The sequence below is a fragment of the Kitasatospora sp. NPDC001119 genome (genome assembly GCF_053598475.1).
Window position 1 is genome coordinate 77,844 of sequence record NZ_JBSFKI010000033.1, and the last position, 21,065, is coordinate 98,908.

Genomic DNA, 21,065 nt, shown 5'->3' on the forward strand with positions numbered 1-21,065 from the left:
CCGATGGCTGACAGCGCCCAACCGCTCGCCGGACAGCGCCGCGTGCTGATCCTGGAGCGGATCCGCGCGCGCGGCGGGGTCCGGGTCACCGAACTGGTCCGCGACCTCGGGGTCTCGGACATGACGGTCCGGCGCGACCTGGACGCGCTGGCCCGCCGCGGCCTGGTGCACAAGGTGCACGGCGGCGCGGTCCGGGTCGAGGCGCCGGCCACCGGCGAGCCCGGGTTCGAGGCCAAGGCGCACTGGGAGCTGCCCGCCAAGGAGGCGATCGCCCGGGCCGCCGCCGCGCTCGTACCGCCGGGCTCGGCGGTCGGGCTGGCCGGCGGGACGACCACCTACGCGGTCGCCCGGCGGCTGCGCTCGGTCGAGGGCCTCACCGTGGTGACCAACTCGCTGCGGATCGCCGAGCTGCTGGAACAGCCCGCCGAGGACGGCACCCCGTCCACCGCCACGGTAATCCGCACCGGCGGCGTGCGGACCCCCTCGGACGCGCTGGTCGGGCCGGTGGCCGACCAGGCGATCCGCTCCCTGCACGTCAACCTGCTGGTCCTGGGCTGCCACGGCCTCTCCCCCGAGGCCGGGCTGACCACCCCGAACCTGGCCGAGGCGGAGACCAACCGCGCCTTCCTCCGCTCGGCCCGCCGGGTGGTCGTGGTGGCCGACCACACCAAGTGGAACGCGGTCGGCCTGGCCTCCTTCGCCGACCTGGACCAGCTGGACGTCCTGGTCACCGACGACGCCCTGCCCGCCGAGCAGCGGGCGGCCGCCGCCGGACTGGTCGGCGAGCTGATCGTGGCCGCGACGGCGGACCACACGGGCCGAACCGGCTGACGGATCCGAAGGATTCAGCCGGGCCGGCCCGAACTCCCCCGCACCACCAGCTCGGTGGGCAGTTCCAGCCCCTCCCCCGCCGCCGTCTCCCCGCGCACCTGGTCCAGCAGCCGGCCGACCAGCGCCGTGGCGATCGCCCGCAGCGGCAGCCGGACCGAGGTCAGCGCGGGGTGGAGGTGGCGGCAGAGCGGCGTGTCGTGGAACCCGGTGACGGCCACCCCGCCGGGCCCGACCACCAGCCCCTCCGCCCGGACCGCCTCGTACACGTCCAGCGCCAGCAGGTCGCTGCCGGCCGCGAAGGCGGTGGGCCGGTCGGGCCCGCGCAGCAGCGCCCGCACGGAGGCCACCACGGACCCCGCGGCCGCCGTACCGGAACTCCCCGCCCCGGAAGCCCCCACCGCCACCGCGGACAGGCCCAACCGGCGTGCCTCGGCCAGGAACCCGGCCCGCCGCGCCGCCATCCAGGGCAGCTCCTCGGCGGCCCCGAGGTAGCCGATCCGGCGGTGGCCGAGCGCCGCGAGGTGCCGCACCACCTCGGCCATCGCCGCCTCGTTGCCGATGTCCACCCAGCGCTGGGGCTCGCCGGGGCCGGTCCGGCCGAAGCTGGCGAACGGGACGCCGAGCCGGGCCGCGTGGGCGATCCGGACGTCCTCGTGCAGGACGTCCGCCAGCACCAGTCCGTCCACCTGACGGGCCGCCACCAGTTCGTCGATGGCGGCCACCGGGTCGGCCGCGCCCTGCCCCGGCCGGAACAGCAGCACCCGCTGCCCCGCCGCCCCGGCCGCATCGACCAGGGCCTCCAGGAAGCCGGCCATCAGCGGGTTGGGGTCGAGCGGGTCGTCCACCGGGGCGAGGTAGCCGAGGGTGCGCCGGGCGCCGCTGCGCAGCGAGCGGGCCGACTGGTCGGGCTGGTACCCGAGTTCGCGGATCGCCGCGTTCACCCGGTCCAGCGTCTCCGGGCGGACCCGCCGCGGCGCGTTGAGCGCGTTGGAGACGGTCTGCCGGGAGACCCCGGCCGCCCGGGCGACCTCCTCGATCGTGGTGGCGCCGCGGCGCGGCCGGTGCGGTCCCTCGGGCATGCGGTTCTCCAGACGTGGTCGGGTGCGCGGAGCGGGCCGGGGCCCGGGGGCCGGCCGGCGGCCCCGGAGGCGGTCAGCGACGCAGGGTCAGCATCCCGCCGCGCGGCACCGGGATCACGTCCGCCCGGTCCAGCTCGACTTCGCCCTGCCGGACGATACGCCCCCGGGCGTCCTGCACCGTCACCGCCACCTGCCCGCGGCCGCCGGTGAGCCGGACGTCCGGGTCGGCGTCGGCGTTCGCCACCAGCAGGGTGCGCCAGTCGTCGCCGGAGGCGTCCACCGGCAGCGCGGCGTACCGGGCCACGGCCACCGTGCCGGTGTCGGTACCGGCGCCGGTCCCGCCGCCGGTGCCGCGCGCGGTGACCATCGGGTAGCCGAGGTCCGGGCGGGCCGGGAGCAGTTCGCCGAGCTGGAGGGTGTCGGCGTGCTCGCGGAAGACGCCGAGCCAGAAGGCGATCGCCTCGCGCTGCTCCTCGCTCTGGGCGGCGAGGTCGACGGAGATCTGCGGCACCGAGAACAGCACGTTGATCAGGTGGCAGGCGACCTGCTCGGCCGGTTCCTCCCGGTGCCACATCAGCATGTCGGCGTGGACCGGGACGGGCCCGGCGGCCAGCCGCACGTCGATGGTCCGCTGCCGGTTCTCCTGCGGGCTGAGCGGGCAGTCGGTGGCGCGGATCATGGTGGCGTACGGCCACAGGCCGGGGCTGACGTACGGCTGGCGGTGCTCGATCATCGCCTCCGGGTTCGCGGCGGTGATCCGGCCGCGGATCGCGGCGAGCAGCCGCTCCACGCCCTCGTCCACGCTCGCGCAGTCCGCGCCGGGGCGGGCCGGCGGGGCGTCGTCGCGCTCCGCGGCCCGGGCGAACCAGTCGACGAAGTCCACCTTGAGGCCGTCCATGCCCCACTCCTCGACGGCCCGGACGAGCCGGTCGGTGAGGAAGGCCCGGACCTCGGGGTGGCGCGGGTCGGCGACGATCGCGCCCATGTGGGCGGCGTCGGCCAGCGCGAGGTGGCCGATCTCCCGGTACGCGGCGCTGTCCTTGCCGATGAACGGCAGCGCGTACCAGAGCATGTAGCGCACCCCGAGCTCGTGCACCCGCCGGACGTGGGCGGCGGTGTCGGGCAGCGAGACCGGCTCCCAGTCGCCGCAGTGGGCGTAGCCGCGGGTGCGGTCGGCGGTCATCCAGCCGTCGTCCACGATGATCACGTCCAGGCCCAGCTCCTTGCCGAGCGCGGCCTGGGTCTCGACGCCCTTGGGGGTGATGTCCTGGTGCATCGAGTACCAGGTGGAGTACGCGGGACGGCGGGCGGCCTCCGGGATGTCGGCCGTACGGCCCTCGCCCCACCAGGCGGCCAGGTCGGCCAGGGCGCGCCCGAAGTGCCGGCGCGAGGTGTCGATCCGGACGGTGAGCCGGTCGGTGGCCTGGGCCCAGAACCGGAACTCGCCGGTCTCCTCGACCACTCCGGCCCCGGCCAGCACGTCCGGGCGGTCGGCCGCGAAGGCGCTCAGGGCGACGTCGCCGGTGCCGACCAGCGCGGCGATCGGCGCGCCGTTGGCCAGCGAGGTGCGGCGCGGGGCGCTCCAGGCGGCGGGCAGCCAGCCGGTGCCGCGCGGCTCGGGGGTCCAGAGGGCGGTGGCGTCGACGCAGGGCACCCGCCACTCGATCCGGACCTCGCCCGGGCCCTCGGCCGTCACCTCCACCACGCCGTCGGCGACGCCCCGGGCCGTGCCCGTGCCGCTCACCCGCAGGTCCAGCCCGTCGGCGTACAGCGGACGCAGGCCGCCGGCGGCGGTGGGGGCGTGCGGCTCCCAGACGTCGGCTGCGGCCGCGCCGGCCGTCGTCCCGCTCGTACCGGCCGTGGCGCCGGCCGTGCTCACGGTCGTGCCGGTGTCGTTCGTCTCGGTCATGGTCAGCCCTTCGTGGCGCCGGCCAGCAGGCCGGATATGAACTGCCGCTGCAGGACCAGGAAGAGGACCATCATCGGCAGGGTGGACAGCGCGGTGCCGGAGAGGATCGCGCCGTAGTCGGTGTTGGACTTGTTGCCGTGCAGCGTCGCCAGGGCGACCGGCAGGGTGTGCATCTCGGGGCTGCGCAGGGCGATCAGCGGCCAGACGAACTGGTTCCAGGAGCCCAGGAAGAGGAAGATCGACAGGGCCGCCAGCACCGGCCGCATGACCGGCACCACCACGCTGAACAGCACCCGGAGTTCGCCCGCGCCGTCGACCCGGGCGGCGTCCAGGAGCTCGTCCGGCAGGCTGCTCAGCGACTGCCGCATCAGGAAGATGGCGAACGGCACGCACAGGCCCGGCAGGATCAGCGCCTGGTAGGTGTCCAGCAGACCGAAGTCCGTCATCATCTTGAACAGCGGTACCAGCACGACCTGTTCGGGCACCACGAGGGTGGAGAGCAGCAGCGCGAAGAGCAGGGTGCGGCCGCGGAAGCGGAACTTGGCGAAGGCGTAGCCCGCGAGCAGCGCCACGACTAGGGCGCCCAGGGTCTGGACCCCCGCCACCAGCAGGGAGTTGCCGACCACCCGGAGCAGGCCGATCTTCTGTTCCAGGTGGCTCAGGTTCTCGCCGAGGCTCCCGCCGGGCAGCAGCTTCGGCGGCCAGTCGAAGACCTCGGTGTCCTTGCGGGTGGCGGAGACCACCAGCCAGTAGAAGGGGGCGATCGACAGCCCGGTGACGCCGGCCAGGAAGAAGGTCAGCGGCCAGCCGCGCAGTTTCTTGAGGTTCACTTGTCCTTCTCCCCCATCAGGCGCATCTGGACGGCACCGAGCACCGACACGAGCAGGGTGAGCGCGTAGGCGATGGCGGAGGCGTAGCCGAAGTCGAAGTACCGGAAGCCGTTCTGGTACAGGTACATGGAGACGGTCAGGGTGGCGTTGTCCGGCCCGCCGCCGGTCAGCACGTACGGCTCGTCGAAGAGCTGGAGCGTGCCGATGGTCGAGAGCACGACGGTGAACAGCAGCACCGGGCGCAGCGCGGGGACGGTGATCGAGGTGAAGCGGCGGATCGGGCCGGCCCCGTCGACCATCGCGGCCTCGTACAACTCCCTTGGTATGGACTGGAGTCCGGCGAGGTAGATGACGGCGTTGTAGCCGGTGTAGTGCCAGGTGAGCACCACGACGACGGCCATCCGGGCCCAGACGGGCTGGCCCAGCCAGTCGACGGAGGGCAGGCCGACGGCGTTCAGCAGCCAGTTGACGGCGCCGTCGTCGGCCTTGAGCAGGTAGGCGAACATCACGCCGGTGGCGACCAGGCCGGTGACCGAGGGCATGAAGACGCCGAGCCGCCACACCGTACGCCAGCGCACCAGCGCGGAGTTGATGCCGACGGCCATCAGCAGGGCCAGGCCGAGCATCAGCGGGACCTGGACGACGAGGATCTCGCCGGTGTTGCGCAGGGCCGTCCAGAACAGCGGATCGTCCAGCAGGCGCTGGTAGTTGGCGAGTCCGGCGTCGCGGGTGGCGGCGCCGGAGCCGGTGGTGAAGGAGAGCAGCAGCGAGTCGATGACCGGGTAGGCCTTGAACACGCCGAAGGTGAGCAGGGCGGGGGCGAGCAGCAGGTACGGCACGGCGCCGCGGCGCCAGCGGGCGCGGCGGAGCCGGCCGGAGCGGCCGGGCCCCGCGGTTCCCTTGGACCCCTTCGATCCCTCGGACCCCTTGGTGAGGGCGGCGGGCGGGCTGGCGGCACTCATGCGATACCGCGTCCCGTCTGCTGGGCGAGCTGCTTGGCGGCGTCCTGGAGGACGGCGGCCGGGTCGGCGCCCTTGAGGAAGACCTTGGTCTGGGCGTCGCTGACGAGCTTGAGGGCGCGGGCGTAGTCGCCGGAGTAGTTGGTCGGGTCCCCGCCCTCGACGGCGAGGTCGGTGAAGGTCTTGAGCACCGGCTGGCCGCCGTAGAAGGCACTGGGGGCGGCGTACATCGGGTCGGTGTAGGCCTCGGTGAGGGCCGGGAAGACGCCGCCCGCGTTGAACATCGTGTTGACCGAGGCGGCGCGGGTGAGCGCGTACTCGACGAACTTCCAGGCGGCGCGGCGGCGCGGGCTGGAGGCGGCGACGGCCAGGTGGGTGGAGTTGACCAGGGCGGTGCGCTTGCCGCCGGGGGTGACCGCCGGGGGCTTGGTGAGGCGCCAGTTGCCGCTCTGGTCGGGGAACTTCTTCTCCAGGTAGTGCGCGACCCAGGTGGGCATCGCGGCCGCCCCGAGCTTGCCGGTCTTCATCACCGGCGGCCAGCTCTGGACACCGGGGGTGTCGCCGATCAGCCCGGCCTCGTCCAGCCGCTTGATGATCGTCAGGGCGCGCACGGCCGGCTCCGAGGCGACGGTGATCTTGCCCTGGAGGTCGAAGTAGAAGGCGCCCTGGAGCTGCATCAGGCCCTGGAGGAAGTCCAGGTCGGGGGTGGGGTTGGCGGCCCGGTTGACACCGATCAGGGCGATGCCGGGGTTGGCGGCCTTGAAGCGGTCGGCGACGGCGAGCAGGTCGTCCCAGGTGGCGAAGGTCTCGGGGTCGATGCCCGCCTTGTCGAAGTAGTCCTTGCGGTAGAAGAAGCCGAGCGCGTTGACCTCCCAGGGCAGCGCGTAGGCGTGGCCGTCCTTGCCGGTGACGACCGGCCACAGGCCCTTGGCGAACCTGTCCTTGTACGCGTCGGCGCCGAGCGCGGAGAGGTCGGCCAGGCCGCCGGGGAACTTCTCCTGGTAGCCGGGCAGGTAGTCACAGCCGATGTGCAGGACGTCGCCGAGGCCCTGGCCGCCGGCCGCCAGGCCGACGGTGATCTTGTCCCAGATGGCGGGCTCGCCGATGTCCTGGACGTCGACCTTGATCCCCGGGTTGTCCTTCTCGAAGGCCGGGACGATGCCGCGCAGGGCGTCGGCGGCGGTGGCCCAGGACCAGACGGTGATCGTGCCGGTGTCGGCGTCCCCGCCGGCGGCGCCTCCCGAGCCGGAGCCGCCGCCGCAGGCCGCGAGGGAGCCGCCGGCCGCGACGGCCAGCAGGCCGGCTCCGGAGGCGCGGAGAAGGTCGCGTCGGGAAAGGTGTGACATTGCATTCCTCTCGGTGGGGTGGCGCCGGAAGGCTGTGGTGCGAAGGGGGTGGCGCGAAGGGTGGTGCGAGGGGGTGCTGGGCGCAGGCGGGGGTTGCTCTGCTGTTTTGAACGTTCAAACACACAAAACAAACCAGAACCAAACAGGTTCCAACGAGCGGACACAGCAAACGCCCGCCCTCCCCGTGCCGTCAAGACCTGGAGAGGGGAACGACGGGCTCCGCAACCGTTCCGTTATCAGCCGGTGGCCCGACCCGGCGGGCTGGCCCCGGATCGGTTTCCGGCCAGATTTGTCATGCATCCATCCACTTTCGACCGGCCCCGCCACCCCTCCGACTAGGGTCGCTCCAGCTTCGCGGCACGGCGCCGTACGGCCATCGCGCGGCGCTCCGCGGACCCGTCGATTGGACTGGTGAGTAGTGAACATCAAGCATCGCCACGTGCCCGGTCGTTCATGGACGGCGACGGTCCGGGGCCGGCTCGCCGCCGCGGTGGGGGTGGTCACCCTGCTGGTGGCCGTCCTCACCGGCACGGCCGCCGGCACGGCCACCGCGGCACCGGCGGCGGCACCGGTCGCCGCCGCCCAGGCCTCCCCCGGCTGGGTCTGTCCCGGCACACCCATACCGGACGGCTACGTGATCACCCAGCGCCAGCCGAGCGGGTGCAACAAGGCCGGCGCCTGGTACATCCAGCCCGTGCAGAACGGCATCTGGACCTGCGCCACCTCGCCGATTCCCCCCGGCTACGTGATCACCCTCCACAACGCCACCGGCTGCAGCGGCATCGACTACTGGTACCTGGAAGTGCCCCGCGACGGCCAGTACACCTGCGCGGGCTCACCGATCCCGCCCGGGTACGTGCTCACCGGCCACATGAACTCCGGCTGCGGCAACATCGGCTCGTGGTACCAGCAACTGGCCCGCGTCGGCGAGTACATGTGCCCCTACCAGCCCGTTCCGGCCGGCTTCCGCGCCGGCACCTACAACGCGAGCATGTGCAGCGGCCTCGGGGGCTGGTACCTGCTCGCCGCCTGATCCGACCGTCCCCGGCGGGCACCGCGCAGCGCCGAACGCCCGGTGCCCGCCGGGGAGTCCGACCGTCCCGCGTCCCAGCCGCCCGTCAGCCGCTCACCCGGACTCAGCCTTCCGCCGACCGCGGCTCCCCGTCGGCGCCGGGGAACCGCGTCCCCGGGGTGACCGGGATCCCGCGCGACATGGCTTCGAAGTCCAGGATCGGGTGGGTCAGGATCTCCTCGACCTCGTCGGTCAGGAGATTGCCCAGGATGAACTCCTCCTCGGCCCCCGACCCGAAGGTGACGACCTGTCCGCTCGACTGGATCATCCAGTTGAGCAGCTCCCGCTCGCTGCTCTCCGCGAGGTGGATCTCCCGGCCGGGGTGGTCGCGCCGGATGCCGTCCACGACCTCGCGGACGTCCTCGACCGCCACTCCGAGCCGGCGGACCGTGTCCGGCGACGCCCGTCGGCCCCACCACTGGAAGATCACCCACTGGGCGACCGAGGGGTGCGACATGATCTCGGCCGCGAGCTCCGGCAGTTGGTGGAGGTTCTCGGCACTCGCCACGGTGTGCACCCGCACCCGGTCGAAGCCCTCGGCGTCGCACAGCGCGAGGGATTCCAGCAGCGCGTCCAGCAGCTTGCTGTCCGGACTGCGACGGAACGCCCGCTGCACGTCCGCGGTGACGGCGTCCAGCGGCAGCCGCAGCGAGGACAGCCCCCGGAGCCGGGCGAGCTTCTCGGCGGTGAGCGTGTAGCCGGTGGTGTCGAGGCCGACCTTGAGCCCGGCGGCGATGGCATGGTCGACGACGTCGAAGATCGGCGGCCACAGCAGCGGGTCACCGCCGGCCAGGACCAGGTCGGTCGTCCCGTGCGCGGCCAGCTTCCCGATGATCCGGTCCGCCTGGGCGAGGTCGATCTGCTCGGCGGCGAACGGGTTGTAGCAGCCCTGGCAGGACATCGGACAGCGGTTGTTGATCGACCAGTTGACCCGCCGCACGCGCCGGCCCGTACGCGGCCGGTCGGCCCGGCCGCGGATCCCGGCCACCAGCTGGGCCAGGCGCCGGGCCTGCGGGAGGGTGGCGTCCGCGAGCAGCTCCTCGGCCCGTTCGACGGCGGCCGCGGTGGCGTTGTTCTGGAGCAGCAGGAACGCCAGGCGCCACCGCATGGCCTCGTCGGCCGGGTCCCGGAGCAGGGCCTGTTCGACCCGCGAGGTCAGGGCGCCGAGGTAGCCGGGGTTGAAGTGGGCCGGCTCCAGGCGCCGTTGGAAGTCGTCGGCTATGGACCCGCGCTCCAGGGCCCGGTCGTAGCCGGCCCGCAACGGGTGCGGGGGCAGGATCTCCACGTGCTGCCGAGTGGACATGGGGTGCTCTCCGGTGGGGGTCAGTTCGAGGCGGACGGCAGCAGGACGACCATCGAGTCGGCGGACGGCAGGCCCATGCTCTCGACGAAGACAGCGTCGCGGACGCGCTGCGCGACGGCGGGGTGGGTGGGGGCGTCGAGGTAGCGGGCGGTGGATTCGAGCGGGGTCAGGCCCCGTTCGGCGATCAGGGTGCGCAGGGCCCGCGGGAGGTTGTCGAGGTCGTCGCGTATCCCGGCCAGGTCGAACCGGTCGGCCAGCCGCGTCGCGGCCCTGCGGGCCTTGGCCAGGTTGGTCGGCGGATCCTGGACGGTCGCCTTCGCCAGGTAGTAGGGGACGGGCTGCATCATCCAGGCCAGCGCCGCGCGCGGGTCGTCCTCGTGGCCGGGCAGGTCGAAGGCCTCCGGCCCGAGCCCGAGGCCGTCGCAGAACCACTCGGGCCGCATGCTGATCCGGTAGTGGGCGTGGCCGGCCAGCCGGAACGCCGGAAGCCGGGCGATGACGGACGTCGTCTCGATCCCGAAGGCGTCGGAGATCCGCCGCATCCGCCGCCCCACCACGGCCCGGACCTCCGGCACGGGCGCGTCCTCGGCCACGAGGTGGATCAGGTCGAGGTTGGAGACGACGTCTCCGTCCGGCCCGGTGCGGTGGTCGCCGCGGGCGAGTGAACCCGTCGCCGCCACCGACATGCCGGTGACGTCGGCGAACTCACGGGCCAACTCCTGGAACAGCAGGGGGACGTCTTCGGGTCTCACGTGGCTCCTCGGGTGTCGGCGGCGACGGCGAGGAAGAGAGCTTCACGCGCTCTTCCAAGTCCTTTTACATCGTGGAGAGTTCGTATTCAGGCGCGCAGCCTAACAGCGGCTCACCACAAATGGTCACGTTCGCACCAACTGCCTCATGCGATATGACCGATACGCCGACAGAATCATTCATATCCGGTCAATCGAAGGCCACTCGACGCACGTAGACCGGGAACGGGTCGGGCCCGACGAACGCGACGGCCCCCACCGCGCCGAAGTGGTACAACCGGTGGCCGATCCCCCCGGCGGACCGAGGGCCGAACCGGCTGTTGAGGTCGGCGGCCTGGTCGGCGTCCAACGCGAGCAGGGCGAGTCCGGCCCGGAGGACGTCGAGGGCGTCGAAGAGGCTGTCGAAGACGGTGGGCTTGGTGAGGCCCACGATCTCGACAATCACGGAGAAGGGGAACCCGTCACTCATCGCGAACCTCCGTTCTGGACCTCGCCGATGCCACCCTCGCGCGGACAGCAGCCCCACCCGACGGCGAGGCGGGAGACGAGGGGGAGCCCGCACCCGGCCGACCCGATTCCCGCCACCGGGTCGGAGGGGAAGTCGCGGGGCAGCTTTCTGGCGATGGCGAGGGGCTTGCGGTTACGGGGCAGCCGACAGGAGTACTTCTCCAATGTTCCGGGCATGACAGGGCCTCTTCCGGCTTGGGGAGGGACGATCGCAATCGAGGGCCGGTAAGAGGCATGGGAATGCCCGGTCCATCGGCACCGAGATCACGCTGTGTGGTGCATCGAGCTACGGGACGTAGCATGCCCTGTGTTGGCCAGTCAGTGCAACGGAACTCAAGAATGTGCATATGTCTTTTGAGATTCGATGTGACGAACCCACTGCCATCACGTCAGACTGTGGGCCGACGACAGAGTGCGACGAGGGGAGGTCGGAGCGTGGCCGCAACACCGACGGTCCGCCGACGGATGCTGGGCGGGGAACTCCGAAAGATCCGCGAGGGACTCAACCTCAAGGTTGATGACGTAGCAGTCCGGCTCGGCTGGCATCAATCCAAGGTCAGCCGGTTGGAGAACGGCCGCCACGGAGTGCGCGCGAACGAGGTCGGGATACTGCTCGACGTCTACGAAGTCACCGACCCGGAGATGCGGGAGGCACTTGAGACGCTGGCGCGCGAGGGCAAACGTCGGGTGTGGTGGCAGCCGTACTCGGATGTGATCTCGAAGCACTACGCCTCGTTCATCAGCTTCGAGGCGGAGGCTGTATCGATCCGGAACTTCGAATCATCGCTCGTGCCGGGGCTGTTCCAAACTGCCGACTACGCGCGTGCACTGATCCGACAGCTTGAGCCCGAGGCCACACCCGACGAGATCAACGCACTGGTCGACGTTCGCTTGGCGCGCCAGAACGCGACGCTCCGGAGAGAGGAACCTCTGAAGCTATGGGCGATCGTGGATGAGGCAGCGCTTCGCCGCCTGATCGGCAACCAGAACATCATGGCGAGGCAGTTGCAGCAGCTCGTCGCCGTCTCCAGAGAACCGCACGTCACCGTACAGGTGGTGCCCTTCTCAGCCGGCGCCCACGCGGGCGTGCATGGGTCGTTCGCAATTCTGAGTTTCCCTGTTCGAGGAGATCTCGACGTGGTGTACACCGAGGCCTTGACCAGTAGTCTCTATCTCGAACGAGATGACGACGTCGCAGCCTACGACCAGGCCTTTGACCGGCTTCGGGCAGCTGCCCTCGACGTCGCGCCGTCACGGCGACTTATCGCGCAGATCGCAAAGGAACTTGAGTGATGATCACCGATCGGAGCGAAGTGAACCTGGCTGGCGCCACCTGGCGAAAGAGCAGGTACAGCGCCAACCAGGGCAACTGCATCGAGGTCGCCGACGGCTTTACCGGCACCGTTCCCGTCCGGGACTCCAAGGACCCCAACGGCCCGGCGCTCGTCTTCCCCGCCGACGCGTGGTCCGCCTTCCTCACCGCCATCAAGGCCGGCGAACTTCCCAACACGTGAGCACACCTGCGCGAGAAGTCGACCCAACCGACTTCTCGCGCAACCGATCAGCCAGGACGCCGCCCGCCGCACGACTGACCAGAGCAACAGCCGGCGGGTCCTGCTCCGGCATGACCCGCCCCGGTGCGGCCCGGCCGATTCAGGGGGCCGCCGGCGGGGCGAGGTCCTTCGTCATGAAGACCCTGCTGGTGCCCGGCGGGTCGCACGGGCCGTCGCCCAGGCGTCGCCAGCCGTGCTTCGCGTAGAACCCGGGCGCCTGGAAGCTGATCGTGTACAGCACCGCCGTGCGGCAGCCGCGTGCGCGGGCCTCGTTCTCGGCCCGGCGCAGGATCTCGCTGCCCAGGCCGCCACCGCGCAGCTCGCGCGGCAGGAAGAACAGGTCGAGGAAGAACAGCCCGAGTGAGGTGCGACCGGTCAGACCGCCGATCACCCGGCCGGTCCGGGAGTCGCGTACCAGGACGGCCAGCGGGCGGCGGTCGTCGATGGCGGTCGTGTCGGTGTTGAACCGGTCCAGGGCATCGGAGACGAGCGATACGTCGGTGGGCTCCGGGGCATCGGTGACCGTGAGGCCGATGCCGGGCCAGGGGTTCGGTGGGGTGATGTCGGTGGCGGGCATGAGGTTCCCAGGGCGGTTGGCGGAAGAGGTACGGGCGGAGGACGCGGTGGCCTCGGCCCGTACGGGACGATAGGGCGCGGACGCTTCGGCCCGACCCGAATCGAGACCGACGACAATCGAAGGCATGGACGATCAGCGCGAGAGCCGGGACGTCGGCGTGGACCTGGCCGTCGTGGCCAGGCTGCTGGCCGACGGCACCAGGGCGGACTTCTGTCTGGCCCTGCTGGACGGCCGGGCCTGGACGGCCAAGGAACTGGCCCGCCACGCCGGTGTCGCGGCCTCGTCCGCGACCGAGCATCTGAACGTGCTCGTACGCGGCGGACTCCTCGTCGAGGAACGGCACGGGCGCCACCGCTACCTGCGAATGGCCGATCCGCGCGTGATGGCCCTGATCGAGAGCCTCGCCGCGCTCGCGCCGCACCGCGCCCCCGGACCGCGTTCGCTGTCGGGCTCGGGCCGGCAGCGGGCTCTGGCCCGGGCCCGGATGTGCTACGACCACCTGGCCGGGGAACTGGGCCTGGCCGTCACCGACTCGATGGCCGATCGCGGCCTGCTGGACTGGGGCGCCGATCCGTCGCTCACCGTCAAGGGGGCGGCCTGGCTCGGAGACCTGGGCATCGCACTGCCCGACGCCTCCCGCAGGCCGCTGGTACGCGCCTGCCTGGACTGGACCGAACGGCGCCCGCACCTGGGCGGGGCCGTCGGCGCCGCCGTCTGCGGGCACGCCCTGGCCACGGGGTGGCTGACCCGGATCGGAACCACCCGCGCCCTCGCCGTCACGGATCTGGGCAGACGTGAACTGCGCGAGCACCTCGGACTGCCCGCGGCCACCGACATGCCGTCCCGGGACCAGGAGGCGGACTAGCCTCCCCGGGACGCTCGGGGCCGGGCGCGAACGGGGCCCACGCGAGGAGTCGGCCGGGCCGACTTCTCGCGCTCCCGGCCGCGCGGCGCTACGGGAGCACCGGGCGCAGGACCTCGGCCACCCGGGCCTTGACCACCTCACCGTGGACGAGCGGGACGGGCCGGCCCCCGCGCTCAACCGAAACACCGAGGTCCGCCAGCACGTACAGGGCGCGCAGGGTGCGCACCGTGTTGGAGGCCCAGACCGGCATCGGCCCGCGCTCGTACGGGGCGAGGGCCTCGGCGATCGGCGACAGCCAGGCGGTCGACCGCTCCGGTGTCAGGTCGGGGCGGGTGAGGACGAGGGCCACGGCCTTGGCGAGCCGGTCGTCCTCACGCTCCGCGAACAGGTACTCCGTCGGGGCCAGCAGACGCTCGGCGGCGAGCGCGAGCAGCGGTTCGGGGTCGACCTCGGGCCGCAGCCCGAAGGCCCCCAGCAGGTCCGCCCCGTGCGCCACCGCGTGCAGCCACCCGAGCGCGTCGTCACGGCCCCGCAGGTCGGCCTCCGCGCGGTACCAGCCGGCGAACGCGTCGAGCCACGACGGCCTGAGCACCCCCTGACCCACGATCATCTTCAGGACGAGCGGGGCGAACGTCCTGGCCTCGATCCGCGGATCGCTGAAGCGCTCCGCCATCAGGTCCCCGAGCGCCAGACACCCCTCACCGTCGATCACCCCGCCCCGTATCCAGGCGTCCAGCACCGCGTACGGGTAACCGTCCCTGACCTCCGGGTCCGGATCCCCCAGAGCCACCGCCAACTCCGCGGTCAGTTCGTCCAGCCCACGCCCCGGGGGAAGCGCGCAGTCGTTCTCGTAGATCTCACGCCAGTTCGTCACGCGCGGACCCTACCGGCGGCCGCCGAGCCCTTCCACCTGCATTTTCGCCCTCGCCGGCAAGGCCCCGACCGGTTGGATCCGATCCACACCCGCCCGAAAAGGATCATCACTCCGATAAAATCGAGTCCGTCGAGCACAGGGACGACAAGCGGCTGGACCTGTCCAACGACGCGAACAGGTTCACCGCCTCGGTCGTGATGGGCGATTCCGGCACGGCGCCGGACACCCTGCACCTGACCGTCGTCGCCCCCTGCGTCCCGCGCGGCGCCGGCCCGGGGCCCTCCGCGAGCGACTGACGGCGAACCCCCGCCCGGTCCCGCGTGGGAAGTCGGCCGGGCCGACTTCCCGCGCGGCCGCCGTCCGCCGTCAGCGGCCGACCTCGCGCAGGCGGAAGTCCTCGACCGTCTCGCGCCGGATCAGCAGGCGGGCCCGGCCGTCCTTCACCGCGACCACGGCCGGGCGGCCGACCAGGTTGTAGCCGGACGCCATGGACAGCTGGTAGGCGCCGGCCGCCGGCATCGCCAGCAGGTCGCCGGGGCGCAGGTCGGCGGGCAGTGCGGCGTCGCGGACGAGCACGTCCCCGGCCTCGCAGTGGCGGCCGACCACGTCGACCCGTGTCTCCCCCGCCTCCGAGCGGCGGCCGACCAGCCGCACCGTGTACGGCGATCCGTACAGGGCCGGGCGCGGGTTGTCGCTCATGCCGCCGTCCATCGCGACGAAGCAGCGGCCGTCCGCCGTGTGCTTGACGGACAGCACCCGGTAGACCGCCACGGCGGCCGGTCCGGCGATCGCGCGGCCGGGTTCGACGATCAGCCGGGGCACGTCCAGGTCGGCCTCGGCGCAGCGCACCGCCAGCCGGTCGGTGACCCGGACGGCGAACTCGGCGAGGTCCAACTCCTCGTCCCCGGGCAGGTACCTGATGCCGTGGCCGCCGCCGAGGTCCAGTTCGGGCAGTTCGACGCCGTGCCGGTCCCAGGTCTCGGCGAGCAGCCGCACCACCGCGTCCACCGCCTCCAGGTACGGCTCGACCGAGGTGATCTGCGAGCCCAGGTGGCAGTGCAGGCCCGCCAGTTCGAGCCCCGGCTGGTCGAGCACCCGGGCGATCGCGTCGGCCGCGTCGCCGCCCTCGACGGGGAAGCCGAACTTCTGCCCGCCGACCCCGGTCCGCACCGCCGCGTGGTGTCCGGCGGCGATCCCCGGGACGATCCGGACCAGCACCTTCTGCGGCGTGTCGGCGGCCACCAGGGCGGCCAGCCGCGCGATCTCAGCCGGGCCGTCGATGACGATCCGCCCGACCCGCAGCCGCCGCGCCAGCCGCAGTTCCTCCGGGGACTTGGCGTTGCCGTGCAGCAGGATCCGCTGCGCCGGGAAGCCGGCCGAGACCGCCAGCCACAGCTCGCCCGACGAGCAGACGTCCAGGCCCAGCCCCTCCTGTTCCACCCAGTCGGCCATCGCGCTGCAGAGGAAGGCCTTGGCCGCGTACAGCACCTCGGCGTGCGGCAGCGCCCGCCGGTACGCCCGGGCCCGCCCCCGGACCTCGGCCTCGTCCAGCACGTACAGCGGGGTGCCGAACCGCTCGGCGGCCTCGGCCAGCCCGACCCCGCCGATCAGCAGATCGGCTCCCCGGCCGGGCCGCGCCGTGGCCGGCCAGGGGCCGCCGAGCACGTCGGCGGAGACGGCTCCAGGGGCGGTCCCGGGGGTGGTGGGGACGGGCGGGGCGATGAGCTGGGTCATGGCGGCTGCTCCTCTGGGTGGGCGCGTGGGCGGCGGACGCCCTGACGGGTGTCAGTCCTCGTAGTGCATCGCGAAGCGGCAGTTCGCCGGGCGGGTGCGGTCCCGGTCGGCGGCCGGGGACGGTTCCGGCGGCTCGGGGCGGTCCCGGCGCCAGGCGGCGGGCACGAGGCGGACCGTCCGCTCCAGCGGCTCGTCGACGTCGATGACGGCGGTGACAGTGGTCATGGCGGGGTCCCTCCAGACGACGGCCCGGGCGGCCGCACCCCTCCAGTGGAGACCCTCCGCACACCGACCGCACCCGCCCTTGACGCAGGGCGTACGGCCCGGGGCCCGTCCTTGACGCCTTCCTGACAGCCGTCCGGCGGCCGGCCGGCGGCGGTGTCAGAGCTCCGTCAAGGACGGGGGTTTCGCCGCCAATCCTGTGTCAAGAGCGGCATGTCCCCCGGTTCTCCGGTGGTGGGCTGTCCGCCGTCCCCGCAGCCCCACCCGAACCCGCCGCCCCGACGAACCGGGGCGGCCCGGAAGGTCCCCCGAGACGATGCGCCGTTCGGCCCTCACCACCCCGGACAACACCCCCGACCAGCAGAACTGGTTCCGCCGCCCGGAGCGCACCGCGGCCCCCGCGCCCGAGCCGCCGCCGAGCCACCGGCCCACCTCGCCGGGCGGCCGCCGCCGGCTGATCACCCGCCGCCAGCTGGCCGAGGCGCTGCCCGCCGCCGTCCGCAAGCTCCACCCGCGCACCATGATGCGCAACCCGGTGATGCTGGTGGTGGAGACGGGCTCCGCGCTCACCACGATCAGCGCCGTCCTCCACCCGGGCGTCTTCGCCTGGGTGATCTCCTTCTGGCTCTGGCTGACCGTGCTGTTCGCCAACCTCGCCGAGGCCGTCGCGGAGAGCCGCGGCAAGGCGCAGGCCGAGTCGCTGCGCCGCGCCCAGTCCGCCACCACCGCCCGGCGGCTGCTGCACTGGCGGGTCGGCACCCGCGACCACCGCCACGAGGTCATCCCCGCCGAGCAGTTGATGGTGCACGACATCGTGCTCGTCCCGGCCGGCGAGGTGGTCCCGCGGGACGGCGAGGTGGTCGAGGGCGTCGCCACGGTCGACGAGTCGGCGATCACCGGGGAGTCGGCACCCGTCATCCGCGAGTCCGGCGGCGACCGCACCGGCGTCACCGGCGGCACCAGGGTGCTCTCCGACCACCTGGTCGTCCGGGTCACCTCCCGCCCCGGGCAGAGCTTCGTGGACCGGATGATCGCCCTGGTCGAGGGCGCCGACCGGCAGAAGACGCCGAACGAGATCGCGCTCAACATCCTGCTGGCCTCCCTGACCATCGTCTTCCTACTCTCGGTGGTCTCGCTCCAGCCGATGGCCGTCTACGCGCACGCGCCCCAAACCACCATCGTGCTGGTCGCGTTGATGGTCGCGCTGATCCCGACCACGATCGGCGCGCTGCTCTCCGCGATCGGCATCGCCGGGATGGACCGGCTGGTGCAGCGCAACGTGGTCGCCCTCTCCGGCCGGGCGGTGGAGGCCGCCGGGGACGTGGACGTGCTGCTGCTCGACAAGACCGGCACCATCACCCACGGCAACCGGCGGGCCGTCGCCCTGCACCCGCTGCCCGGGGCGACCACCGAACAGCTCGCCGAGGCCGCCCAGTTGGCCTCCGTCGCGGACGGGACACCGGAGGGGCGGTCACTGGTCGAACTGACGAACCGTCAGTACTGGGTGCCGCCGCGCTCCCCCGGCGAACTCGGCGAGCAGCAGCCCGTACCGTTCACCGCCCACAGCCGGATGAGCGGCGTCGACCTCACCTGGCCGGACGGCACCACCTGCCTGGTCCGCAAGGGCGCGGCGAACGCCGTCGCCCGCTGGGTCGCGGACTCCGGCGGGCGACTGCCGGCGGAGGCCGAACCGCTGGTGGACCGGATCGCCGGGGCCGGCGGCACCCCGCTGCTGGTCGCCGTCCACGACCGGCACGGCGCACGGGCGTTGGGCGTGGTCGAGCTCAAGGACGTGGTGAAGGAGGGCATCGCCGAACGCTTCGCCGAGCTGCGGCGGATGGGCATCCGTACCGTCATGGTCACCGGGGACAACCCGCTGACCGCGCGCGCCATCGCCGCCGAGGCCGGGGTGGACGACTTCCTCGCCGAGGCCACCCCGGAGGACAAGCTCGCCCACCTGCGGCGCGAACAGGCCGCCGGGAACATGGTCGCGATGACCGGCGACGGCACCAACGACGCCCCCGCCCTCGCCCAGGCGGACGTCGGCGTCGCGATGAACTCCGGCACCCCGGCCGCCAAGGAGGCCGGCAACATGGTCGACCTCGACTCCAATCCGGCGAAGCTGATCGAGATCGTCCGGGTGGGCAAGCAACTCCTCATCACCCGGGGTGCGTTGACCACCTTCTCGATCACCAACGACGTGGCCAAGTTCTTCGCGATCATCCCCGCGATGTTCGCGAACGCCTACCCCGGGCTGCACCACCTCAACATCATGGAGCTGCACAGCCCCACCTCGGCGATCGCCTCCGCGATCATCTTCAACGCGCTGATCATCGTCGCCCTGATCCCGCTCGCCCTGCGCGGCGTGCGCTACCAGCCGGCCTCCGCGACCGACCTGCTCCGGCGCAACCTGCGGGTGTACGGACTGGGCGGGCTGGTGCTGCCGTTCCTCGGCATCAAGGCGATCGACCTGATCGTCCAGTTCGTCCCGGGGCTGGGCTGAGCGATCGGCCGGGGGATCCCGACCGGCCCGTCAGAGCGCTGTCAAAATGTGGGCGACCCGCGTCATGGTGGTGTCAGCGGCGGTACGGACGGCTCCGTTCCGGGGTTCACTGGAGACATCCGAAGCAAGGAGTTCCGAACCGGCGGAGCCCGATGGAGAGAGCCGCCGGAGAGACGGAGGCGAACGGCCATGACCGGGACCACCCGAGTGATCGTCGGCCTGAGCGGATCACTGAGCAGTCTGGCCGCCCTCTACCACGCCGTCGGCGAGGCGGCCCGGCACCAGGCGGTGCTGGTGCCCGTGGCCGCCTGGGCCGCCAACGAACGGGACGGCCTACGGCCGCTCTCCGAACTGGAGCACGCCGCCCGGCGACGCCTCGACGTCGCCTTCGACCAGGCCTACGGCGGCTACCCCTCCGACCTGGTCATCCACCCGCTGGTGGTCAACGCCGAGCCCGGCCCCGCCCTGGTCGGCGCCGTCACCGGCCCGGCGGACCTGCTCGTCCTCGGCGCCGCCACCCGCCGCCGCCTGGACCGCCTGCGGCACGGATCGGTCGCCCGCCACTGCCGCCACCGGGCCGGCTGCCGGGTGGTCGAGGTCTCGCCCTCGGCCCTCCTCACCCGCCTCGAACTCCCGGCCCGCACCGGCGCGCCACTCCCCCTGCTGGCCCGCTGACAGATCGTCACCGGCCTTCTGCTGACGCCCACTTGCGCTACTCCGGGACGCGCAGGTGGGCGCTCAGCCAGCCGAGGGCGGGCGGGATGAGCCGGCCCCAGGTGGTGAAGTTGTGGCCGCCGGTGTCGACCGTCTCCTGGTCGACCACCAGCGGTGGACGGGCCGCCGCCGCGAAGGCGCTGGAGTCGGCGTAGGTGCTGCCGTCCTCCTTGCTGTCCGCGAGCAGCACCGCCAGGGGCGGCATCGGCAGGTGGGCCAGGCGCCAGTCGAGGTCGGCCTCGGCGCGGCGCTGCGGGTCGCCCGCGAAGAGGTCGCCCGTCGTGACGTCCTCCGCCGCCCTGAAGTAGCCGGAGAGCGAGACGGCCGCCGGGAAGGTCCGCGGGTGCTCCATGCCCAGCTTGACCGCGCAGTAGCCGCCGGTCGAGTCGCCGACGATCCCCAGGCTGCCGGTGCCGTCCAGCACCCGGTAGGAGGCCCGCAGGTCGGCGGGCACGTCGGTGGTGAAGTAGCGCTGCGCCTGCGGCCCGTTCGGGATGTCCTCGCACTCGCTGTCCCGGGGCATGGTCGGCGAGGGCCGCATCAGCACCAGGACGGTCGGCTGCATCGACCCCTTGCGCAGCAGGTCGAGTTCGGCCGCCGGGTAGCGCAGCTTGGTGACCAGGTTGGCGGCGTCGCCGGGGAAGCCGGTCAGCACCAGCACGGCCGGGAAGTGCCGCGCCTCGCCGCCGGGTTGGAAGTACTGCGGCGGCAGGTAGACGTAGCCGTCGGAGCTCAGCCCGGTGGTCGCCCCGGGCAGCCGCACCCGGTCGAGCCGCCCGATCCGGGCCGGATCGCTGCCGACCGCCCCCGCGCCGGTGATCTCCGCCGGACCGAGCACCTGCACGCCGGCCGCGCCCGCACCGGTGCCGCCGCCCGCCGCCGTACCGCCGCCCGTCCCCGTACCGCCGCCCGTCCCCCGGATCACCCCCGCGCCGTGCTCGCGTCCCAGCAGGTCGGACCAGCTGCTGTAGAACACGAAGTAGTCGTTGACGGCGAGCCCCAGCGTGACCAGCAGGGCCAGCTGGGTGACGGCGATGGTGCCGAGCCGCAGGAACATCGCGGGCCAGCTCCGGACGGCCAGCCGGGGCCAGACCCACAGCGTGCCGAGCACCGTGAACACCGCGAGCAGCGCCATCAGCGCCAGCAGCTTGTGGTTGGTGAGCCCCATCGGCCCCGACCTCCCCTACCGCCGTGAATCCCGGCCACGGAACCCGGCCGCGGAACCCGGCTGTGGCACCCGGCGCTGTGGAACCCTGCCGCGAAGGCCGGCCGTGGAAGCGGAGCTCCGTACTCAAAGTAGCCGGTCGGACACCTCCGGGCACGCCACCGCGAGCCCGGGTTCCGCAACTTCGACAAGCCTGTCGAAGTTGGCATGCCCAGGCTATGCTGACCCGAAGCCCACCCCTGGTCGGGCCCCTCGCCCCGTCGACGCACGCAC

The 21,065-nt window shown here is 72.7% G+C and carries 20 protein-coding genes; 7 read left to right on the top strand and 13 right to left on the bottom strand.

Translation table 11 applies throughout. From position 1 onward, the window contains the following. Nucleotides 1-3: 3 nt before the first annotated feature. On the top strand, nucleotides 4-831 hold the full coding sequence (locus ACWDD9_RS32950; RefSeq protein WP_449813621.1) for a DeoR/GlpR family DNA-binding transcription regulator: 828 nt from the start codon (nucleotides 4-6) through the stop codon (nucleotides 829-831). Nucleotides 832-845: 14 nt separating this feature from the next. Here the strand turns inward: ACWDD9_RS32950 and ACWDD9_RS32955 are convergent, their stop codons facing one another. The 5 genes from ACWDD9_RS32955 to ACWDD9_RS32975 all read right to left on the bottom strand — a co-directional run bounded on the left by ACWDD9_RS32955 (nucleotide 846) and on the right by ACWDD9_RS32975 (nucleotide 6,954). Beyond that, complete coding sequence (locus tag ACWDD9_RS32955) at nucleotides 846-1,910, bottom strand: LacI family DNA-binding transcriptional regulator (protein WP_117487024.1); 1,065 nt, start codon at nucleotides 1,908-1,910, stop codon at nucleotides 846-848. Between the two features lie 73 nt (nucleotides 1,911-1,983). Further along, nucleotides 1,984-3,819 carry a glycoside hydrolase family 36 protein gene (locus ACWDD9_RS32960; RefSeq protein ID WP_449813622.1) on the bottom strand — a complete coding sequence of 612 codons (1,836 nt, stop codon included), beginning with the start codon at nucleotides 3,817-3,819 and terminating at the stop codon, nucleotides 1,984-1,986. A 2-nt stretch (nucleotides 3,820-3,821) separates the two neighbouring features. After that, nucleotides 3,822-4,649 (bottom strand): carbohydrate ABC transporter permease, encoded by an 828-nt coding sequence (locus ACWDD9_RS32965; protein WP_053111977.1) that lies wholly within the window; start codon nucleotides 4,647-4,649, stop codon nucleotides 3,822-3,824. Next, entirely contained in the window at nucleotides 4,646-5,611 is a 966-nt protein-coding gene (locus tag ACWDD9_RS32970) for a carbohydrate ABC transporter permease (RefSeq protein ID WP_449813623.1), read from the bottom strand. The genes ACWDD9_RS32965 and ACWDD9_RS32970 overlap by 4 nt, the downstream gene beginning before the upstream one ends. Continuing rightward, a complete protein-coding gene (locus ACWDD9_RS32975; protein ID WP_074002528.1) occupies nucleotides 5,608-6,954 on the bottom strand; it encodes an extracellular solute-binding protein in 1,347 nt (448 codons plus the stop codon). The genes ACWDD9_RS32970 and ACWDD9_RS32975 overlap by 4 nt, the downstream gene beginning before the upstream one ends. Nucleotides 6,955-7,393: 439 nt before the next feature. Here ACWDD9_RS32975 and ACWDD9_RS32980 point away from each other — a divergent pair, with 439 nt between their 5' ends. After that, on the top strand, nucleotides 7,394-7,987 hold the full coding sequence (locus ACWDD9_RS32980; RefSeq protein WP_049650074.1) for a hypothetical protein: 594 nt from the start codon (nucleotides 7,394-7,396) through the stop codon (nucleotides 7,985-7,987). Between the two features lie 103 nt (nucleotides 7,988-8,090). Here ACWDD9_RS32980 and ACWDD9_RS32985 read toward each other — a convergent pair whose 3' ends face one another. From ACWDD9_RS32985 to ACWDD9_RS32995, 3 genes are all read right to left on the bottom strand, one after another. Further along, entirely contained in the window at nucleotides 8,091-9,329 is a 1,239-nt protein-coding gene (locus ACWDD9_RS32985) for a radical SAM protein (protein WP_449813624.1), read from the bottom strand. A gap of 20 nt (nucleotides 9,330-9,349) precedes the next feature. After that, nucleotides 9,350-10,081: a hypothetical protein gene (locus ACWDD9_RS32990; RefSeq protein ID WP_375874822.1), complete on the bottom strand. Its 732-nt coding sequence runs from the start codon at nucleotides 10,079-10,081 to the stop codon at nucleotides 9,350-9,352. Between the two features lie 187 nt (nucleotides 10,082-10,268). Then, entirely contained in the window at nucleotides 10,269-10,547 is a 279-nt protein-coding gene (locus ACWDD9_RS32995; RefSeq protein ID WP_449813625.1) for a hypothetical protein, read from the bottom strand. A 473-nt stretch (nucleotides 10,548-11,020) separates the two neighbouring features. Here ACWDD9_RS32995 and ACWDD9_RS33000 point away from each other — a divergent pair, with 473 nt between their 5' ends. Then, on the top strand, nucleotides 11,021-11,878 hold the full coding sequence (locus tag ACWDD9_RS33000) for a helix-turn-helix domain-containing protein (RefSeq protein WP_380662667.1): 858 nt from the start codon (nucleotides 11,021-11,023) through the stop codon (nucleotides 11,876-11,878). Beyond that, a complete protein-coding gene (locus ACWDD9_RS33005; protein WP_449813626.1) occupies nucleotides 11,878-12,099 on the top strand; it encodes a DUF397 domain-containing protein in 222 nt (73 codons plus the stop codon). The genes ACWDD9_RS33000 and ACWDD9_RS33005 overlap by 1 nt, the downstream gene beginning before the upstream one ends. Before the next feature lie 139 nt (nucleotides 12,100-12,238). On the opposite strand, the gene ACWDD9_RS33010 is transcribed toward ACWDD9_RS33005, so the two are convergent. Continuing rightward, on the bottom strand, nucleotides 12,239-12,715 hold the full coding sequence (locus tag ACWDD9_RS33010) for a GNAT family N-acetyltransferase (protein WP_449813627.1): 477 nt from the start codon (nucleotides 12,713-12,715) through the stop codon (nucleotides 12,239-12,241). A 124-nt stretch (nucleotides 12,716-12,839) separates the two neighbouring features. On the opposite strand from ACWDD9_RS33010, the gene ACWDD9_RS33015 reads away from it, so the two are divergent. Next, nucleotides 12,840-13,580 carry an ArsR/SmtB family transcription factor gene (locus tag ACWDD9_RS33015; RefSeq protein ID WP_449813628.1) on the top strand — a complete coding sequence of 247 codons (741 nt, stop codon included), beginning with the start codon at nucleotides 12,840-12,842 and terminating at the stop codon, nucleotides 13,578-13,580. Nucleotides 13,581-13,668: 88 nt separating this feature from the next. On the opposite strand, the gene ACWDD9_RS33020 is transcribed toward ACWDD9_RS33015, so the two are convergent. From ACWDD9_RS33020 to ACWDD9_RS33030, 3 genes are all read right to left on the bottom strand, one after another. Then, on the bottom strand, nucleotides 13,669-14,454 hold the full coding sequence (locus tag ACWDD9_RS33020; RefSeq protein ID WP_449813629.1) for a DUF2785 domain-containing protein: 786 nt from the start codon (nucleotides 14,452-14,454) through the stop codon (nucleotides 13,669-13,671). Nucleotides 14,455-14,820: 366 nt separating this feature from the next. Next, nucleotides 14,821-16,188 (bottom strand): diaminopimelate decarboxylase, encoded by a 1,368-nt coding sequence (lysA, locus tag ACWDD9_RS33025; protein WP_449813630.1) that lies wholly within the window; start codon nucleotides 16,186-16,188, stop codon nucleotides 14,821-14,823. A 51-nt stretch (nucleotides 16,189-16,239) separates the two neighbouring features. After that, complete coding sequence (locus tag ACWDD9_RS33030) at nucleotides 16,240-16,413, bottom strand: hypothetical protein (protein WP_375874815.1); 174 nt, start codon at nucleotides 16,411-16,413, stop codon at nucleotides 16,240-16,242. Nucleotides 16,414-16,726: 313 nt separating this feature from the next. Here ACWDD9_RS33030 and kdpB point away from each other — a divergent pair, with 313 nt between their 5' ends. Beyond that, entirely contained in the window at nucleotides 16,727-18,913 is a 2,187-nt protein-coding gene (gene kdpB, locus ACWDD9_RS33035; protein WP_079272120.1) for a potassium-transporting ATPase subunit KdpB, read from the top strand. A 189-nt stretch (nucleotides 18,914-19,102) separates the two neighbouring features. Then, a complete protein-coding gene (locus ACWDD9_RS33040; protein WP_049650056.1) occupies nucleotides 19,103-19,588 on the top strand; it encodes a universal stress protein in 486 nt (161 codons plus the stop codon). A gap of 37 nt (nucleotides 19,589-19,625) precedes the next feature. Here ACWDD9_RS33040 and ACWDD9_RS33045 read toward each other — a convergent pair whose 3' ends face one another. After that, entirely contained in the window at nucleotides 19,626-20,795 is a 1,170-nt protein-coding gene (locus tag ACWDD9_RS33045) for an alpha/beta hydrolase (RefSeq protein WP_449813631.1), read from the bottom strand. Nucleotides 20,796-21,065 lie beyond the last annotated feature (270 nt).

Bases quoted from the DNA above. Each gene is read 5' to 3' on its own strand.
- ACWDD9_RS33005 (WP_449813626.1), top strand. From the start codon at position 11,878: ATGATCACCGATCGGAGCGAAGTGAACCTGGCTGGCGCCACCTGGCGA.
- ACWDD9_RS32985 (WP_449813624.1), bottom strand. From the start codon at position 9,329: ATGTCCACTCGGCAGCACGTGGAGATCCTGCCCCCGCACCCGTTGCGG.
- ACWDD9_RS33040 (WP_049650056.1), top strand. From the start codon at position 19,103: ATGACCGGGACCACCCGAGTGATCGTCGGCCTGAGCGGATCACTGAGC.
- ACWDD9_RS32950 (WP_449813621.1), top strand. From the start codon at position 4: ATGGCTGACAGCGCCCAACCGCTCGCCGGACAGCGCCGCGTGCTGATC.
- lysA (WP_449813630.1), bottom strand. From the start codon at position 16,188: ATGACCCAGCTCATCGCCCCGCCCGTCCCCACCACCCCCGGGACCGCC.
- ACWDD9_RS33010 (WP_449813627.1), bottom strand. From the start codon at position 12,715: ATGCCCGCCACCGACATCACCCCACCGAACCCCTGGCCCGGCATCGGC.
- ACWDD9_RS32995 (WP_449813625.1), bottom strand. From the start codon at position 10,547: ATGAGTGACGGGTTCCCCTTCTCCGTGATTGTCGAGATCGTGGGCCTC.
- ACWDD9_RS33045 (WP_449813631.1), bottom strand. From the start codon at position 20,795: ATGGGGCTCACCAACCACAAGCTGCTGGCGCTGATGGCGCTGCTCGCG.
- ACWDD9_RS32955 (WP_117487024.1), bottom strand. From the start codon at position 1,910: ATGCCCGAGGGACCGCACCGGCCGCGCCGCGGCGCCACCACGATCGAG.
- kdpB (WP_079272120.1), top strand. From the start codon at position 16,727: ATGCGCCGTTCGGCCCTCACCACCCCGGACAACACCCCCGACCAGCAG.
- ACWDD9_RS32975 (WP_074002528.1), bottom strand. From the start codon at position 6,954: ATGTCACACCTTTCCCGACGCGACCTTCTCCGCGCCTCCGGAGCCGGC.
- ACWDD9_RS33030 (WP_375874815.1), bottom strand. From the start codon at position 16,413: ATGACCACTGTCACCGCCGTCATCGACGTCGACGAGCCGCTGGAGCGG.
- ACWDD9_RS33015 (WP_449813628.1), top strand. From the start codon at position 12,840: ATGGACGATCAGCGCGAGAGCCGGGACGTCGGCGTGGACCTGGCCGTC.
- ACWDD9_RS32970 (WP_449813623.1), bottom strand. From the start codon at position 5,611: ATGAGTGCCGCCAGCCCGCCCGCCGCCCTCACCAAGGGGTCCGAGGGA.
- ACWDD9_RS32960 (WP_449813622.1), bottom strand. From the start codon at position 3,819: ATGACCGAGACGAACGACACCGGCACGACCGTGAGCACGGCCGGCGCC.